The sequence below is a fragment of the Streptomyces sp. NPDC057616 genome, assembly GCF_042800575.1.
Classification (GTDB): domain Bacteria; phylum Actinomycetota; class Actinomycetes; order Streptomycetales; family Streptomycetaceae; genus Streptomyces.
Genome location: NZ_JBHVGU010000047.1, coordinates 23186 through 39700 on the forward strand (window position 1 = coordinate 23186; position 16515 = coordinate 39700).

Genomic DNA, 16515 nt, shown 5'->3' on the forward strand with positions numbered 1-16515 from the left:
TGATCAGTGACCCATTCCCAGTCCGCCGTCAACGGGAATGACGGCTCCAGTGATGTACGAGGCGTCGTCGGAGGCGAGGAACCGCACCGTCGCGGCCACCTCCTCGGGCTGCGCGTACCGGCCGAGCGGCACCTGCGACACGATGTTGGCGCGCTGCTCGTCGGTGAGCACCTTGGTCATGTCGGTGTCGACGAAGCCCGGCGCGACGACGTTGAAGGTGATGTTGCGCGAGCCCAGCTCGCGGGCGAGGGAGCGCGCGAAGCCGACGAGACCGGCCTTGGACGCGGCGTAGTTGGCCTGGCCGGGGCCGCCGAACAGCCCGACGACCGACGAGATGAGCACGACGCGGCCCTTCTTGGCGCGCAGCATGCCGCGGTTGGCGCGCTTGACCACGCGGAAGGTGCCGGTGAGGTTGGTGTCGAGGACGGACGTGAAGTCCTCCTCGGACATGCGCATCAGGAGCTGGTCCTTGGTGATGCCCGCATTGGCGATCAGGACCTCGACCGGGCCGTGCTCGGCCTCGATCTCCTTGTAGGCCTGCTCCACCTGCTCGGTGTCGGTGATGTCGCACTTGACCGAGAGGAAGCCGGCCGGCGGCTCTCCCGAGCGGTATGTGATGGCGACCTTGTCGCCGGCGTCGGCGAATGCGCGGGCGATGGCGAGGCCGATGCCCCGGTTGCCTCCGGTGACGAGAACCGAGCGGCTCAACGGATCACCCTTTCGATAGCGGTCTGATGCCTCCGCCCGAACACCTGGATGACAGGCGGCTTCCTCGAAAACCTATCGGTCCGGGACGTCCGGCGGACAATCGGGCACCGACAGTGGCTAACGGGACTCGCTGTCGGGTCCCTACAGAAAGTTCGCCGTACCGGACCGAAACCTGTGGTCCGCCGGGCGGCCTCACGACATGATCGGAGCAACCACAGGTCACGACGGGTCACGACAGCAAGGAGAGACCTCGGTGCCTCATTCCATCGACGAAGCCTTCACGGCACTTCCTCTACGCGCCCTCGCCGACGCGGCGCTGGCACGCGCGCGTGCGCTGGGCGCCGAGCACGCGGACTTCCGGTTCGAGCGGGTGCGCAACGCGTCCTGGCGGTTCCGGGACGCCAAGCCCGCCGGCTCGTCGGACACCACCGACCTCGGGTACGCGGTGCGGGTCGTGCACGGCGGCACCTGGGGTTTCGCGTCGGGCGTGGACCTGAACCTCGACGCCGCGGCCAAGGTCGCCTCGCAGGCGGTGGCGATGGCCAAGCTCTCCGCCCAGGTGATCAAGGCGGCCGGGTCGGACGAGCGGGTGGAACTCGCCGCCGAGCCCGTGCACGCCGACCGGACCTGGATCTCCTCGTACGAGATCGATCCGTTCACCGTGCCCGACGAGGAGAAGTCGGCGCTGCTGGCGGACTGGAGCGCGCGGCTGCTCGCGGCGAACGGCGTGGACCACGTCGACGCCTCGCTGCTCACCGTGCACGAGAACAAGTTCTACGCCGACACCGCGGGGACCGTGACGACGCAGCAGCGCGTGCGGCTGCACCCGCAGCTGACGGCCGTCTCGGTCGACGAGTCGAGCGGCGAGTTCGACTCGATGCGGACGATCGCGCCACCCGTCGGGCGCGGCTGGGAGTACCTCACCGGCACCGGCTGGGACTGGGAGGGCGAGCTGGAGCAGATCCCGGAGCTGCTCGCCGAGAAGATGCGCGCGCCGAGCGTCGAGTCAGGCCTGTACGACCTGGTCGTCGACCCGTCCAACCTGTGGCTGACCATCCACGAGTCCATCGGGCACGCCACCGAGCTGGACCGCGCGCTCGGCTACGAGGCCGCCTACGCCGGCACCTCCTTCGCCACCTTCGACCAGCTCGGCAAGCTGCGGTACGGCTCGGAGCTGATGAACGTCACGGGTGACCGCACCGCCGAGCACGGCCTCGCCACGGTCGGCTACGACGACGAGGGCGTCGCGGGCCAGTCCTGGGACCTGGTGAAGGACGGCACGCTCGTCGGCTACCAGCTGGACCGGCGCATCGCGAAGCTGACCGGCTTCGAGCGCTCCAACGGCTGCGCCTTCGCGGACTCCCCCGGTCACGTCCCCGTGCAGCGCATGGCCAACGTGTCGCTCCAGCCGGACCCGGCCGGGCTGTCGACCGAGGACCTGATCGGCGGGGTCGACCGCGGCATCTACGTCGTCGGGGACCGCTCCTGGTCCATCGACATGCAGCGCTACAACTTCCAGTTCACCGGCCAGCGCTTCTTCCGGATCGAGAACGGGCGGATCACGGGGCAGCTGCGGGACGTCGCGTACCAGGCGACGACCACCGACTTCTGGGGCTCGATGGCCGCGGTGGGCGGCCCGCAGACCTATGTCCTCGGGGGTGCCTTCAACTGCGGCAAGGCCCAGCCGGGCCAGGTCGCCGCCGTCTCGCACGGCTGCCCCGCCGCGCTCTTCAAGGGCGTCAACATCCTCAACACCACGCAGGAGGCCGGTCGATGAGCGCCCGTACCAGCAAGCCGCACGAGATCGTCGAGCGGGCGCTGGAGCTGTCCACCGCCGACGGCTGCGTCGTCATCGCCGACGAGGGGTCCACCGCCAACCTGCGCTGGGCCGGCAACACGCTCACCACGAACGGCGTCACCCGCGGCCGTACGCTCACGGTCGTCGCGACCGTCGACGGCAAGGAGGGCACGGCCTCCGGTGTCGTCTCCCGTTCGGCCGTGACCGCGGACGAGCTGGAGCCCCTGGTCCGGGCCGCCGAGGCCGCCGCGCGCGGAGCGGGTCCCGCCGAGGACGCGCAGCCCCTGGTGACGGGCGTGGCGCAGTCGCCGGACTTCACCGACGCGCCCGCCGAGACCACCTCCGCGGTCTTCGCCGACTTCGCCCCGGCGCTCGGCGAGGCGTTCGCACGCGCGCGTGCGGGCGGCCGCGAGCTGTACGGCTTCGCCAACCACGAGCTGGTGACGAGCTACGTGGGGACGTCGACGGGGCTGCGGCTGCGCCACGACCAGCCCAACGGGACGCTGGAGCTGAACGCCAAGTCGCCCGACCGCACGCGTTCGGCGTGGGCGGGCCGCTCCACGCGGGACTTCAAGGACGTCGACCCCGCGGCGCTCGACGCGGAGCTCGCGGTGCGCCTGGGCTGGGCCGAGCGGCACATCGACCTGCCGGCCGGGCGGTACGAGACGCTGCTGCCACCGACCGCCGTCGCGGACCTGCTGATCTACCAGCTGTGGTCGGCGTCGGGCCGGGACGCGGCCGAGGGCCGCACGGTGTTCTCCCGGCCGGGCGGCGGCACGCGCGTGGGCGACCGGCTCAGCGAGCTGCCGCTGACCCTGCGCAGCGACCCGAACGAGCCGGGCCTGGAGTCGGCGCCCTTCGTGATCGCGCACTCCTCGGGCGGCGACCAGTCGGTCTTCGACAACGGCCTGCCGCTCGCGGCCACCGACTGGGTGCGCGAGGGCGAGCTGACGCATCTGACCACCAGCCGGCACAGCGCCGGACTGACCGGTCTGCCCGTCGCCCCGGCGATCGACAACCTCGTCCTGACCGGCGGCGAGGACCGCTCCCTGGACGAGATGGTCGCGAGCACCGAGCGCGGGCTGCTGCTGACCTGCCTGTGGTACATCCGCGAGGTCGACCCGGCGACGCTGCTGCTGACGGGCCTGACCCGGGACGGCGTGTACCTCGTGGAGAACGGCGAGGTGACCGGCGAGGTCAACAACTTCCGCTTCAACGAGTCGCCGGTGGACCTGCTCGGACGGGCGACCGAGGCCGGACGCACGGAAAAGACGCTGCCGCGGGAATGGAGCGACTGGTTCACTAGGGCTGCGATGCCCGCGCTGCGGGTGCCCGACTTCAATATGAGCTCTGTCAGTCGGGGCGTATAACCTCGTAGCCGGTAGTCGCGCGACTGCCCGAAGATCATCAAGGAGATACGAGAACCGTGACGGACATCGTCGACGAACTGAAGTGGCGCGGGCTGATCGCCCTCTCCACTGACGAGGACGCATTGCGCAAGGCGTTCGCGGACGGTCCCGTCACGTTCTATTGCGGCTTCGACCCGACCGCGCCCAGCCTGCACCTCGGCAACCTCGTGCAGATCCTGACGATGCGCCGCATCCAGCAGGCCGGGAACCGGCCGCTGGGCCTGGTCGGAGGTGCCACCGGCCTGATCGGTGACCCCAAGCCCAACTCCGAGCGCACGCTCAACGCCCCCGAGGTCGTGGCCCAGTGGGTCGAGCGGCTGCGCGGGCAGATCGCGCCGCTGCTGGACTTCGAGGGCCCGAACGCCGCGGTCATGGTGAACAACCTGGACTGGACGCAGGGCCTGTCGGCCATCGAGTTCCTGCGGGACGTCGGCAAGCACTTCCGCGTGAACAAGATGATCGCGAAGGAGGCCGTCGCCCGGCGCCTGGAGTCCCAGGAGGGCATCAGCTACACGGAGTTCAGCTACCAGATCCTGCAGGGCATGGACTTCCTGCAGTTGTACCGGCGGTACGGCTGCACCCTGCAGACCGGCGGCAGCGACCAGTGGGGCAACCTCACCTCGGGCACCGACCTGATCCACAAGGTCGAGCCCGACGCGGCGGTGCACGCGCTGGGCACGCCGCTGATCACCAAGGCCGACGGCACCAAGTTCGGCAAGACGGAGTCCGGCACGGTCTGGCTCGACCCCGAGATGACCACGCCGTACGCCTTCTACCAGTTCTGGCTGAACGCGGACGACCGGGACGTCTCCAAGTTCCTGCGCATCTTCAGCTTCCGGTCCCACGAGGAGATCGAGGAGCTGGAGCGGCAGACCGAGGAGCGTCCGCAGGCCCGTGCCGCGCAGCGCGCGCTGGCGGAGGAGCTGACGACGCTGGTGCACGGCGCCGGCCAGACGGCCGCCGTCGTCGCCGCGTCCAAGGCGCTGTTCGGCCAGGGCGAGCTGGCGGAGCTGGACGAGAAGACGCTCACCGCGTCCCTGTCCGAGCTGCCGCACGTCCAGGTCGCCGAACTCGGCCCGGTCGTCGACCTGTTCGCCGAGGTCGGGCTGGTGGCCAGCAAGTCGGCCGCGCGGCGGACCGTCAAGGAGGGCGGGGCCTACGTGAACAACGTGAAGGTCGCCTCCGAGGACGCGGTGCCCGGCAAGGAGGAGCTGCTGCACGGACGGTGGCTGGTGCTGCGCCGGGGCAAGAAGAATCTGGCCGCGGTCGAGGTGACCGGGGCGTAGGCGCCTGAGCGCCGTCAGGGTGCGGGACCGTGTGCCGACGCGGTTCCGCGCCCTTGTCGCTGCTCAGGCGCGTTGCTGTTTGCGTTTGCCCAGCGTCGCCATGTACAGCATGTCGACCACGAAGACGATGATGATCGCCGCCACCAGCTGGAAGGCGTGGCGGCTCCAGTCGATGCCCCGGGTCGACTCGACGCCGACGGCGCGCGCGATCGCGTTGCCCACGATCGCGCCGAGCATGCCGCAGATGGTGGTCAGCCAGAGGGGGCTGTGCTGCTTGCCGGGGATGATCGCCTTGGCGATCAGACCCAGTACGAATCCCACGATGATCGCCCACAACCAGCCCATGGCTGCCTCCTAGTACGGCTCGACGTGAGCATTACTCCCAGTGTCGGCCCGTGCACAATACGGCGCATGTCGGGGACGCCCGTACGCGCTACGGCTGAGGCCGTCCGCCCAGGCAGGACGTGCCCCGGTCTCGTAGGCGGCGCAGGCGCGGCGTACCGTGTGACGTGTCCGGGAGTCGTCCCTCGACCGGGGACGGACCGGGCACGGGGACGGGGAAAGTCCGATGCGGGCGGATGGTGGAATCAGATGCGGAAGCAGCATGGCGACGGCAAGGGCCAGGTGTTCCGGATCACCGGCGCCCGGACGAGCCTGGACGAGGACGTACGCGGGCGCCAGCGCAGGTACGTCATCTCGATGTCCATCCGAACGCTGGCGGTGATCCTCGCGGCCTCGCTGTGGAACGTCGAACGGTACGTCGCGGTCGTGGCGTTGGTGCTCGGGCTGGTCCTCCCCTACGTCGCCGTGGTGATCGCGAACGCGGGGCGGGAGAACGCGCCGTCGCTGCCGTCGTCGTTCCTCGGTGTCCCCACGCGTCCGATGATTGCGCCGCCGCGGGCGGACGACCGTGTCTCGGAACCGGTCCCGGAAGACGTCGCGTCCGAGCCCGCACCGGGCGCGAGGAGCGAACCGCGCGACCGGGCGTGATCCCGGCGGGCGCCGCGCAGACGGTCGCGGGCCCCGCGGAAAGCTCAAGAAATGCTCAGATCAATCATGTTGTTCCGGTGCCGGGCGACGGGTGACCCGTGACATACTTCCTAAGCGCTCCGCATCCCCCGTCGGAGCGACGGACCGACGCCGGGCAGCTCCCCCCGTGGCTGCTCGGCGTCGCCTTTTCAGGCTGCCGGCCGCGCCTGTACGCCCCCGGAACAGCCGCTGCTCATGCCCTTGACGTTCGTCTGTCCGACCCTCCTGGCGCTCGGGCTTGCGGTCATGGTTCTTCCCACGTCACGCCATGCGAGCGCCGGCCACTGAACGAGGCTCGGCTAGGGTCGACGGCGTGAATCTGAACGCTCCCGGCGCCGAACCGTCCACCCCCATCTGCTCCGCCAAGGGCTGTCGCGTCGATGCCGTCTGGGTGCTGGCGTGGAACAACCCCAAGATCCATACGCCGGAGCGGCGGAAGACGTGGCTGGCCTGTGAGGAGCACCGGGAGCACCTGTCGCAGTTCCTCGGGGTGCGCGGCTTCCTGAAGGACGTGGTCCTGCTGACCGAGTGGGAGTCTCCCGAGGGGGCCTAGCCGCCGATCGCCGACATGGGGCGGTCCGGCTGGAGGAACGAAGGGTCGTCCAGACCCGAACCGGCCTTCTTGCCCCACATGGCCAGACGCCAGATGCGGGCGATCTCCTCGTCCGGGGCGTCGGAGCGCAGCGCGGCGCGCAGGTCGGTCTCCTCCTGCGCGAACAGGCAGGTCCGTATCTGGCCGTCCGCGGTCAGGCGGGTGCGGTCGCAGGCCGCGCAGAACGGGCGGGTGACGGAGGCGATGACGCCGACGCGGTGCGGGCCGCCGTCGACGATCCAGCGCTCGGCGGGGGCCGAGCCGCGCTCCTGGGAGCCCTCAGGGGTCAGCTCGAAGCGGGTGCGCAGGGCGGCGAGGATGTCGCCCGCGGTGACCATGCCCTCGCGCTTCCAGCCGTGCTGGGCGTCCAGGGGCATCTGCTCGATGAAGCGCAGTTCGTAGTCGTTCTCCACGGCCCATGCGAGGAGGTCCGGGGCCTCGTCCTCGTTCAGCCCGGGCATCAGGACGGTGTTGACCTTGACCGGGGTCAGCTCCGCGGCGCGGGCCGCCTCGAGGCCCTCGAGGACGTCCTTGTGCCGGTCCCGGCGGGTGAGGGTCTTGAAGACGTCCGGGCGCAGGGTGTCCAGCGAGACGTTGACCCGGTCCAGGCCGGCCGCCTTGAGGGCCGCCGCCGTGCGCTTGAGGCCGATGCCGTTGGTCGTCAGGGACATCCAGGGCCGCGGGTCCAGCGCGGCGACGCGCTCGACGATGCCGACCAGGCCCGGGCGGAGCAGGGGTTCACCGCCGGTGAAGCGGACCTCCTCGATGCCCAGCGAGGTGACGGCGATGCCGATGAGGCGGACGATCTCGTCGTCGGTGAGCAGATCGGGCTTCGCCAGCCACTGCAGGCCCTCTTCCGGCATGCAGTACGTGCACCGCAGGTTGCACCGGTCGGTCAGCGAGACCCTCAGGTCGGTGGCCACTCGGCCGTAGGTGTCGATAAGCACGTGGCCCCTCCCTCGTAGCGGATCGGTACCCAGTCATCATTTCCCGTCACGTGCGAGCCTACGTGACCCGGCTGACAACGACATCGGCCCGATCCGACGAGGTACGGCACGGCCGCGTCGTAGATCTCTCCGACGCGGCCGCTCAGGGGGCGTTCCGGCTGGTTGCCGGCCGGCTGCCCGTCAGTGGGCGCCGGTGCCGGTCAGCGACCGGACCTCCAGCTCCGCGTACTTGCCGGCGTCCGGCTCCTCCTTCGACAGGTAGGTGCCGAGGATGCCCAGCAGGAAGCCGACCGGGATCGAGACGAGGCCGGGGTTCTCCAGCGGGAACCAGTGGAAGTCGGCGTCGGGGAACATCGACGTCTCCTTGCCGGAGACCACCGGCGAGAACAGCACCAGGCCGACCGCCGTGACCAGGCCGCCGTAGATCGACCACAGCGCCCCGGAGGTGGTGAACCGCTTCCAGAAGAGGCTGTAGAGGATGGTCGGCAGGTTGGCCGAGGCGGCGACCGCGAACGCGAGGGCGACCAGGCCGGCCACGTTCAGGTCGCGGGCCAGGGCGCCGAGCACGATGGAGACGGCGCCGATGCCGACCGTCGCCAGGCGGGCCGCGCGCAGTTCCTCCTTCTCGCTCGCCTCACCCTTCTTGATGACGTTCGCGTAGATGTCGTGGGCGAACGAGGAGGACGAGGCCAGGGTCAGGCCGGCAACGACCGCGAGGATCGTGGCGAAGGCGACCGCGGAGATCGAGGCGAGCAGGATGGCGCCCCAGTTGGAGTCGACGCCGCCCAGATGCAGCGCCAGCAGCGGGGCGGCCGTGTTGCCCGCCTTGTTGGAGGCGATGATCTCGTCCGGCTTGATGAGCGCCGCGGCGCCGAAGCCCAGCGCCAGCGTCATCAGGTAGAAGGCGCCGATGAGGCCGATCGCCCAGTTGACGGACTTACGGGCGGCCTTGGCCGAGGGCACGGTGTAGAAGCGGATCAGGATGTGCGGCAGGCCCGCCGTGCCCAGGACCAGGGCGATGCCCAGCGAGATGAAGTCCAGCTTCGACGTCGAGGTCAGGCCGTACTTCAGGCCGGGCTCCAGGAACGCCGATCCCTTGCCGCTGTTGTCGGCGGCCGAACCGAGCAGGTCGGAGATGTTGAAGTGGAACTTCAGCAGCACCAGGAAGGTCAGCAGCAGGGCGCCGACGATCAGCAGCACGGCCTTGACCATCTGCACCCAGGTGGTGCCCTTCATGCCGCCGATGGTGACGTAGACGATCATCAGGACGCCGACGAGGGCGACGATGCCGATCTTGCCGCCGTCGCTGGTGATGCCGAGCAGCAGCGAGACCAGGACGCCGGCGCCCGCCATCTGCGCGAGCAGGTAGAAGATCGACACGACGATCGTGGAGGTGCCGGCCGCCGTGCGGACGGGGCGCTGGCGCATCCGGTAGGCGAGGACGTCGCCCATCGTGTAGCGGCCCGAGTTGCGCAGCGGCTCGGCGACCAGGAGCAGGGCCACCAGCCAGGCGACCAGGAAGCCGATGGAGTACAGGAAGCCGTCGTACCCGGCGAGCGCGATCGCGCCGGCGATGCCGAGGAAGGACGCCGCGGACATGTAGTCGCCGGAGACCGCGAGGCCGTTCTGGAAGGCGGTGAACTGCCGTCCGCCGGCGTAGAAGTCGGCCGCGTCCTTGGTCTGGCGGCCGGCCCACACGGTGATGACGAGGGTCGCGACGACGAACACCGAGAACAGGGTGATGATCAGCGGCCGGTGCTCGCTCGCTTCTCCGGCCGCGAGCAGGGTGCTGTGAACGGGGCTCATGCGCCGCCCTCCATACGGGACTTGATGGCTTCGGCCTTCGGGTCGAGCTTCGCGGCGGCGTGCCGCGAGTACCACCAGGCGATGAGGAACGTGGTGAGGAACTGGGCGAGGCCCAGCACCAGGGCGACGTTGATGTTGCCGAACAGCTTGGTGCCCATGAAGTCGCCCGCGTAGTTCGACAGCAGGACGTAGAGCAGGTACCAGGCGATGAAGCCGACGGTCAGCGGGAAGGCGAAGGAGCGGTAGGAGCGGCGCAGTTCACCGAACTCCGCGCTCTCCTGCTCCGCGACGAACTCCTCGGTGGAAGGAAGCCGGGCTTGGGTTTTCGAGGGGGGCGGTGTCTCGGTGGCCACGGAGTCTCCTCGCGTTGCGGATGCGGTTGTGACGGGGATCGGGGGCGAGTGTCCTCGTGCTCCCTGCTCAAGGTCACGGCGCCACGCGATGGCGGGTTCAACTCGCTTGACCAGTTTCCGGACTCGTCTTGGGCAACTCATTGCTGACCAGCACCTTCGGGGGTTAGTTTCTGGCCTGCACCGCCCGTCATGTACCTGCCCGAGCGCCACCGTGTCTCGGGCGGTTCCGTTTCCGGATGATGTGGAGATCCCATGGCTCATCTGCGTTCCAGACGCCGGCTCGCCCTCGCCGTACCGGTCGTGCTGTCCCTGACGGCCTCGCTCGGCTTCCTGCCGGCGGCGGCGCAGGCCGCCCCGTACGCGGAGTCCACGGCGCAGGCGGCGGACGCGGGAACCTACGCGTACCTCGTCAACACCAGGACGGACCGTCACACCATCGCGTCGGTGGAGAAGGCGATCGCGGCCAACGGCGGCAGCGTCGTGGTCGCGTACGAGAAGATCGGCGTCATCGTCGCGCATTCCGCGAACCCCGATTTCGCCGCGAAGATACGCAAGGTGCGCGGCGTGCAGTCGGCGGGTGCCTCGCGCACCTCGCCGGTGACCGCGGCCGGCACCACGGACGAGGGAGCGGTCCAGTACCTCTCCAAGGCCGAGGCCGCGAAGGCCGCCGCGAGTGCGGCGACCGGCCAGGAGCCGCTCGAGGCCGACCAGTGGGACCTCAGGGCGATCGGCGCCGACAAGGCGTCGCGTATCGACCCGGGCAGCAGGAAGGTGACAGTCGGCGTCATCGACACCGGCGTGGACGACACCCACCCCGACATCGCGCCCAACTTCTCCGCCTCGCAGTCCGCGAACTGCGTGAGCGGCAGGGCCGACACGACGTACGGCGCCTGGCGGCCGGTGGACGCCGACCACTACCACGGCACGCATGTGGCGGGCGAGATCGCCGCGGCCCGCAACGGCATCGGCGTCGCGGGCGTCGCTCCCGGCGTGAAGGTCGCGAGCATCACGGTGGCGCAGCCGGACGCGAACTCGCTGTTCTTCCCGGAGAGCGTCGTGTGCGCCTTCGTGTTCGCCGCCGACCACGGCATCGAGGTCACCAACAACAGCTATTACGTGGACCCGTGGCTGTACAACTGCATGAACGACCCGGATCAACGTGCCATCGTCGATGCGGTCAACAGGGCCCAGCTGTACGCCCAGCACAAGGGCACGCTCAATGTCGCCTCGGCGGGCAACTCCAACGACGACCTCGACTCGAACGCCCTCGTCGACGACTCCAGCCCCGACGACTCGACCGCGGTGACGCGCACCGTCGACCCGCACGAGTGCTTCGACGTGCCGACCCAGCTGCCGGGTGTCGTCACGGTCAGCGCGACCGGCGTCACGAGCGCCAAGTCCTACTACTCCAGCTACGGCGACGGCGTCATCGACGTCGCGGGACCGGGCGGCGACAAGTACAAGGCCGCGGACACCCCGTCGAAGGACGGCCGCATCCTGTCCACGCTGCCGAACAACCAGTACGGCTTCCTGCAGGGCACCTCGATGGCCTCGCCGCACGTCGCGGCCGTCGCGGCGCTGCTGAAGTCGACGCATCCGCACGCCACCCCGGCGCAGCTCCAGGCGCTCCTCAAGGCGCAGGCCGACAACCCGGGCTGCCCGACCGCGCCGTACGACGGCAACGGCGACGGGGTCGTCGACGCGACCTGCGTGGGCGGCAAGCGTGTGAACGGCTTCTACGGCTTCGGCATCGTGAACGCGCTGCGTGCCGTGAAGTAGCAACCCGCACGATGACATGAGGGGCCGGACGGAGTGGATCCGTCCGGCCCTGTCACGTCTGTGCGCCCCGATCCAGCCCGATATATTGATTGAATCAATAATGCATAGTGCTGTCATGATGGAAATCAAGACGGCATGGACGGAGCTGGGCGGCGATCCCGCCCTGGCCGCGCGGGTCTCCACCGTGGCCCGCCGGGGAGCACTCGAAGCGCGGCTTCCCGTACGGGAGTCGGCGCGGGCGTGCGTCGGTGCCTGTGCGCTGGCCGCCGCCGAGCTGGCGGCGCGGCGGGGCGGGCTCGCGCAGGTGCCCGCAGTGGTGGTCGACGACGGGGCCGTCGCCGCGGCCTTCCACAGCGAACGGAATCTGCTGGTGGACGGGCGGGCCCCGGTCACCTTCGCGCCGTTGTCGCGGATGTGGCGGACGGCGGACGGGTGGGTGCGGACGCATGCCAACTACCCGCACCACCGTGCCCGGTTGCTGGACGTACTGGGCGTGCCCGAGGACGTGACCGCCGTCGAGGCGGCCTTGGCGGAACGGTCCTCGCTGGAGATCGAGGAGTCGGTGTACGCGGCCGGCGGGCTGGCCGTGGCCTTGCGGACGCCCAAGGAATGGGCGGCGCACGAGCAGGCGGTCGCCGTGGCCGCGCGGCCGCTGGTGGAGCGCGAGCGGCTGGACGCGGCGCACGCGCGCGTCCTCCCTCCTCTCGGCGGCACTCCTCTGCTGCCCGCCGCGGGCCTCCGGGTGCTGGACCTGACGCGGGTCCTCGCGGGCCCGGTCGCCACCCGCACGCTCGCGCTGCTGGGCGCGGACGTGCTGCGCGTGGACCCGCCGCAGCTGCCCGAACTGCCCGACCAGCACGCCGACACGGGGTTCGGGAAGCGCTCCGCGACTCTCGACCTCACGGCCGATCGGCGCGCCTTCGAGGACCTGCTGGAGACCGCGGACGTGGTCGTCACCGGCTATCGGCCGGGCACCCTGGACCGGTTCGGGCTGTCGCCGCGGGCGCTCGCCGAGCGGCGGCCCGGGCTGGTCGTGGCCCAGGTGTCGGCCTGGGGTGCGTACGGGCCGTGGGGCGGCCGGCGGGGCTTCGACAGCCTGGTGCAGGTGGCCTCGGGGATCGCCGTCACCGAGGGCTCGGCGGAGCGGCCGGGCGCACTGCCCGCGCAGGCGCTCGACCACGGCACGGGCTACCTGCTGGCCGCCGCCGTGCTGCGAGCGGCCACCGAGCAGTCGTACGACGGCGGCAGCAGGCTCGTACGGCTGGCGCTGGCGCGGACGGCCGAGTGGCTGACCGGCGGCATCGCCGCCACGGAGGCGAGCCCCGAGGACGCCGCGTACGACGGGCCCGGCCCCTGGCTCGCCGAACGGGACGGCGCGCTGGGGCGGTTGAGGTACGCCGTGTCGCCGGTGTCCTTCGCGGGCGGGCCCGCCGACTGGGCGCGGCCGCCGGTTCCCTGGGGGACGGATCCCGCGCGCTGGCTCTGAGCCGCAACTGCTGAGCCATAACTGCTGAGCCGCGGCCGCTGAGCGCCGGCGCGACCGAAAACGTACCCATGGGCGGAATGCCGTACCGCCAGTTGTTTTACTTCACTTGCCCGGTTCTGCGACGGCCGGTGAGGATCTCGAGGTGACGTTGACCAGACCCACGGCCGGGGCGGCCGACGCGAACGGGCCGATACGGCGTCCCGGAACCGTCCGGGCCGTGGCCGTCCTCGTCCTGGTGGCGCTGGCGGGGCTCATCCCCCTGCTCGCGCCGTCCGCCGCGCTGCACGGCACCGGCGAGGCCGCCGCACCCGGTGTGGGCGGCATCGCGCTGCTCCGGGCGGTGCTGTTCGCCGCGCTGTGCGTCCCCGTGGGCGAGCTGTTCGTCGACCGCCTGGCCCGAGCGCTGCCCGGCTCCCCCGCCGCCGCACCGCCCCGCAGCTGGGCGCCGTACGCGGCCTGCGCCGGTCTGCTGGCCGCGCTGGGGCTGGCCTCGGTGGTGTCCACGGGCAACCTGGTGCCGCACAGCGTCGCCCAGATCGACGTCGGCGGCCTGTACGACTCCCGGGACGGCAAGCTGGCGCTGATCGAGGTCAACGCCTTCCTCGCGGCCCTCCTGTGCGCCCGCTCGCGCCATCCCGCGACCCAGGTGTGGCCCCTGGCCGCGGTGATCGTGGCGGAGGCCCTGCGCGCGCACCCCGCCCCCGAGCACAACCCGCTGCTCGGGTCGGGGCTCACGCTGGTCCACCTGGCGTGCGCCGCCCTGTGGACGGGCGGCCTGCTGCACGCGCTGCGCACCCTGCGCCACTGGGGCCCGTCGGAGGCGGGCCCCGCGCTGCTCGGGCTCTACGCGCGCGTGGCGGCGGTCCTGCTCGCCGCCATCACCGCGACGGGGGTGTGGAGTTCGCTGCGCCGGATGCCGCCGCACACCGTCCTCGACCAGCTGACGGCGACGGCGTACGGACGCGTCCTGCTCGCCAAGGTGATCCTGGTGGCCAGCGTCGCGCTGCTCGCCCTGTGGGCGCGCATCCGCCTGAGCCGTGCCGCCGACCCGCTGACCGCCTGCTCCCCCGCGCGCGCGGAGGTCGCCGTGCTGGGCGTGGTGGTCGCGGTGTCGGGGCTGCTGACGGCGCTGCCGCTGCCGATCAGATGGTGAGCGTCAGTTGGTCACCAGCACCTTGAGCGCGGTGCGCTCGTCCATCGCCTTGTAGCCGTCCGGGACGCCCTCCAGACCGACCGTCATGTCGAAGACCGGGGAGGCGTCGACGGTGCCGTCCAGGACGTCCGGCAGCAGCTCCGGGATGTAGGCGCGGACCGGTGCGACGCCGCCGCGCAGCGCGATGTTCCGGTCGAACATGACGCTGAGATCGAGACCGGTGCCGCTGCCGTGCGGCACGCCGACGAAGCCGATCGCGCCGCCGTCGCGGGAGATGCCGACCGCCGTACGCATGGACTGCTCGGTGCCGACGGCCTCGACGACCGCGTGCGCGCCCTGTCCGCGGGTGAGCTCCCGCACCGCCTCGACGGCCGCGTCCCCGCGCTCGGCGACGACGTCCGTGGCGCCGAAGCGGCGCGCGATGTCCGTACGGACCTCGTGGCGGCCGAGGGCGATGATCCGCTCCGCGCCGAGCCGCCTGGCGGCGAGCACCGCGCACAGGCCGACCGCTCCGTCACCGACGACGGCGACCGTGGCACCGGGGCGCACGCCCGCGCCGAGGGCGGCGTGGTGGCCGGTGCCGAGGACGTCGGAGAGGGTCAGCAGGGAGGACAGGAGGCGGTCGTCGGACGCGGCCTCCTTGGGGAGCTGCACGAGCGTGCCGTCGGCGAACGGCACGCGCACGGCCTCGCCCTGGCCGCCGTCGTGGCCGACGGCCCCCCAGAAGCCGCCGTGCTCGCAGGAGGTGGTCAGGCCCTCGCGGCAGTAGTCGCAGACGCCGTCGGACCACATGAAAGGCGCGACGACGAGGTCGCCGCGGCGCACCGTGCTCACCTCGGAGCCGGTCTCCTCGACGACGCCGAGGAACTCGTGCCCGATCCGCTGCCCCGGCTGCCGGGCCGCCTCGCCGCGGTACGCCCACAGGTCGCTGCCGCAGATGCAGGCGCGCAGCACCCGCACCACGGCGTCGGTGGGCAGCTGCGCCACGGGTTCGGGCACGTCCTCCACGCGCATGTCGTAGGGGGCGTGGATGGTGGTGGCGCGCATGGCGAGGGTCCTTCTCGTGCTGTGTTCGTGGGCGCGCCCAGGGGTGGCGAGCGCACTTCACCGTACGCCGCCACCGGTGCGGGCCGCGCGGCGAGGGCGCCCGGACCAGCGGGAACCGTGCCGGGACGGACGTGGGCACCGTCACCCGGAGGAAGGGGGCCGGGTCGTCACGCGGCCGCGGTTCCCTCGGCGGCGGCCGGTTCCGCGACCGCGGCCGGCTGCGTCACCGGTGCCGGCCGCCAGCCCGGCCCGCGGAACACCCGCCCGGCCCGCTCGCGCCAACTCCTGGCCGCCCGTACATCGTTGACGATGGACACGTACTCGTGGGTGGCCACCTTGACCGGGTTGAACGTGTTGATGTTCTTGGTCAACCCGTAGACGGGCCGCCGGCCCTCGGCCACGAACGAGCCGAACATCCGGTCCCAGACGATGAGGATGCCGCCGAAGTTGCGGTCCAGGTAGCCGCCCTGGGAGGCGTGGTGGACGCGGTGGTGGGACGGCGTGTTGAGGACGAACTCGAACCAGCGCGGCATCTTGTCGATCCGCTCGGTGTGGATCCAGAACTGGTAGACGAGGTTCACCGAGGAGCAGAACGCGAGGGCGGCCGGGTGCACGCCGGCGGCGATCAGGGGGACGTAGAACGGCCAGGACGTGAGGGACGTCCAGGGCTGGCGCAGCGCGGTGGAGAGGTTGAACTTCCGGCTGGAGTGGTGGACGACGTGGCAGGCCCACAGGATGCGGACGACGTGGTGGCCTCGGTGCTGCCAGTAGTAGAAGAAGTCCTGGGCGAGCAGCATCAGGGCGACGGTCCACCACAGCACCGGCACGCGCAGCGGGGTCAGTTCGTAGACCGCACCGTAGATGCCGACGATCGGGATCTTCCAGAGGAAGTCGAAGAAGAGACTGCCGAGCCCCATCCCGATGCTCGTCGCGGCGTCCTTGGCCTCGTATCCCGCGGCGTCCTCGTCCGGATGGATGCGCACGCTGATCATCTCGACGACGGTGAGCAGCACGAAGGCGGGTATCGACAGCAGCACGGCATCGGGCAGGTTCGGCATGTACGCACCGTAGGGCCGCTGATCGGCGACGGCTAGACGTTGTTACCCACAAGTATCGCGGGCC

At 71.0% G+C, this 16515-nt stretch carries 15 protein-coding genes; 8 read left to right on the forward strand and 7 right to left on the reverse strand.

Features of this window, described 5'->3' with window-relative positions; translation table 11 throughout:
• Positions 1-3: 3 nt before the first annotated feature.
• Positions 4-708, reverse strand: a complete 705-nt coding sequence (gene fabG, locus ACFU97_RS39530; protein ID WP_384266368.1) for a 3-oxoacyl-[acyl-carrier-protein] reductase — start codon at positions 706-708, stop codon at positions 4-6.
• A gap of 253 nt (positions 709-961) precedes the next feature.
• Between fabG and ACFU97_RS39535 the strand changes: the two genes are divergently transcribed.
• The 3 genes from ACFU97_RS39535 to tyrS are packed head-to-tail and all read left to right on the forward strand — an operon-like array spanning position 962 to position 5201.
• Positions 962-2485, forward strand: a complete 1524-nt coding sequence (locus ACFU97_RS39535; RefSeq protein WP_384266371.1) for a TldD/PmbA family protein — start codon at positions 962-964, stop codon at positions 2483-2485.
• Positions 2482-3876, forward strand: a complete 1395-nt coding sequence (locus tag ACFU97_RS39540; protein ID WP_384266374.1) for a metallopeptidase TldD-related protein — start codon at positions 2482-2484, stop codon at positions 3874-3876. The genes ACFU97_RS39535 and ACFU97_RS39540 overlap by 4 nt, the downstream gene beginning before the upstream one ends.
• A gap of 56 nt (positions 3877-3932) precedes the next feature.
• Positions 3933-5201, forward strand: coding sequence for a tyrosine--tRNA ligase (gene tyrS / locus ACFU97_RS39545; RefSeq protein ID WP_384266376.1), 1269 nt, complete (start codon positions 3933-3935; stop codon positions 5199-5201).
• A gap of 63 nt (positions 5202-5264) precedes the next feature.
• Here the strand turns inward: tyrS and ACFU97_RS39550 are convergent, their stop codons facing one another.
• Positions 5265-5546 carry a GlsB/YeaQ/YmgE family stress response membrane protein gene (locus tag ACFU97_RS39550; RefSeq protein ID WP_384266379.1) on the reverse strand — a complete coding sequence of 94 codons (282 nt, stop codon included), beginning with the start codon at positions 5544-5546 and terminating at the stop codon, positions 5265-5267.
• 246 nt (positions 5547-5792) lie between these two features.
• Here ACFU97_RS39550 and ACFU97_RS39555 point away from each other — a divergent pair, with 246 nt between their 5' ends.
• Positions 5793-6191 carry a DUF3099 domain-containing protein gene (locus ACFU97_RS39555; protein WP_384266381.1) on the forward strand — a complete coding sequence of 133 codons (399 nt, stop codon included), beginning with the start codon at positions 5793-5795 and terminating at the stop codon, positions 6189-6191.
• Positions 6192-6543: 352 nt separating this feature from the next.
• Positions 6544-6783, forward strand: coding sequence for a hypothetical protein (locus ACFU97_RS39560; RefSeq protein ID WP_384266384.1), 240 nt, complete (start codon positions 6544-6546; stop codon positions 6781-6783).
• Here ACFU97_RS39560 and moaA read toward each other — a convergent pair.
• The 3 genes from moaA to ACFU97_RS39575 form a co-directional block, all read right to left on the reverse strand.
• Entirely contained in the window at positions 6780-7769 is a 990-nt protein-coding gene (gene moaA, locus ACFU97_RS39565) for a GTP 3',8-cyclase MoaA (RefSeq protein WP_384266385.1), read from the reverse strand. The two genes, ACFU97_RS39560 and moaA, sit on opposite strands and share 4 nt — an antisense overlap.
• Before the next feature lie 180 nt (positions 7770-7949).
• Positions 7950-9575, reverse strand: a complete 1626-nt coding sequence (locus ACFU97_RS39570) for a cation acetate symporter (RefSeq protein ID WP_384266387.1) — start codon at positions 9573-9575, stop codon at positions 7950-7952.
• Positions 9572-9928: a DUF485 domain-containing protein gene (locus ACFU97_RS39575; protein WP_384266389.1), complete on the reverse strand. Its 357-nt coding sequence runs from the start codon at positions 9926-9928 to the stop codon at positions 9572-9574. Before ACFU97_RS39575 ends, ACFU97_RS39570 begins: the two co-directional genes overlap by 4 nt.
• Positions 9929-10180: 252 nt before the next feature.
• Between ACFU97_RS39575 and ACFU97_RS39580 the strand changes: the two genes are divergently transcribed.
• From ACFU97_RS39580 to ACFU97_RS39590, 3 genes are all read left to right on the forward strand, one after another.
• The gene (locus ACFU97_RS39580) at positions 10181-11707 is read left to right on the forward strand and encodes a S8 family serine peptidase (RefSeq protein ID WP_384266390.1); all 1527 of its coding nucleotides are present in this window, start codon (positions 10181-10183) and stop codon (positions 11705-11707) included.
• A 115-nt stretch (positions 11708-11822) separates the two neighbouring features.
• Entirely contained in the window at positions 11823-13193 is a 1371-nt protein-coding gene (locus ACFU97_RS39585) for a CoA transferase (RefSeq protein WP_384266393.1), read from the forward strand.
• 142 nt (positions 13194-13335) lie between these two features.
• Entirely contained in the window at positions 13336-14346 is a 1011-nt protein-coding gene (locus tag ACFU97_RS39590) for a CopD family protein (protein WP_384266395.1), read from the forward strand.
• Between the two features lie 3 nt (positions 14347-14349).
• Here ACFU97_RS39590 and ACFU97_RS39595 read toward each other — a convergent pair whose 3' ends face one another.
• A complete protein-coding gene (locus ACFU97_RS39595; protein ID WP_384266397.1) occupies positions 14350-15393 on the reverse strand; it encodes a zinc-dependent alcohol dehydrogenase family protein in 1044 nt (347 codons plus the stop codon).
• Positions 15394-15560: 167 nt separating this feature from the next.
• Positions 15561-16451, reverse strand: a complete 891-nt coding sequence (locus ACFU97_RS39600) for a sterol desaturase family protein (RefSeq protein WP_384266399.1) — start codon at positions 16449-16451, stop codon at positions 15561-15563.
• Positions 16452-16515 lie beyond the last annotated feature (64 nt).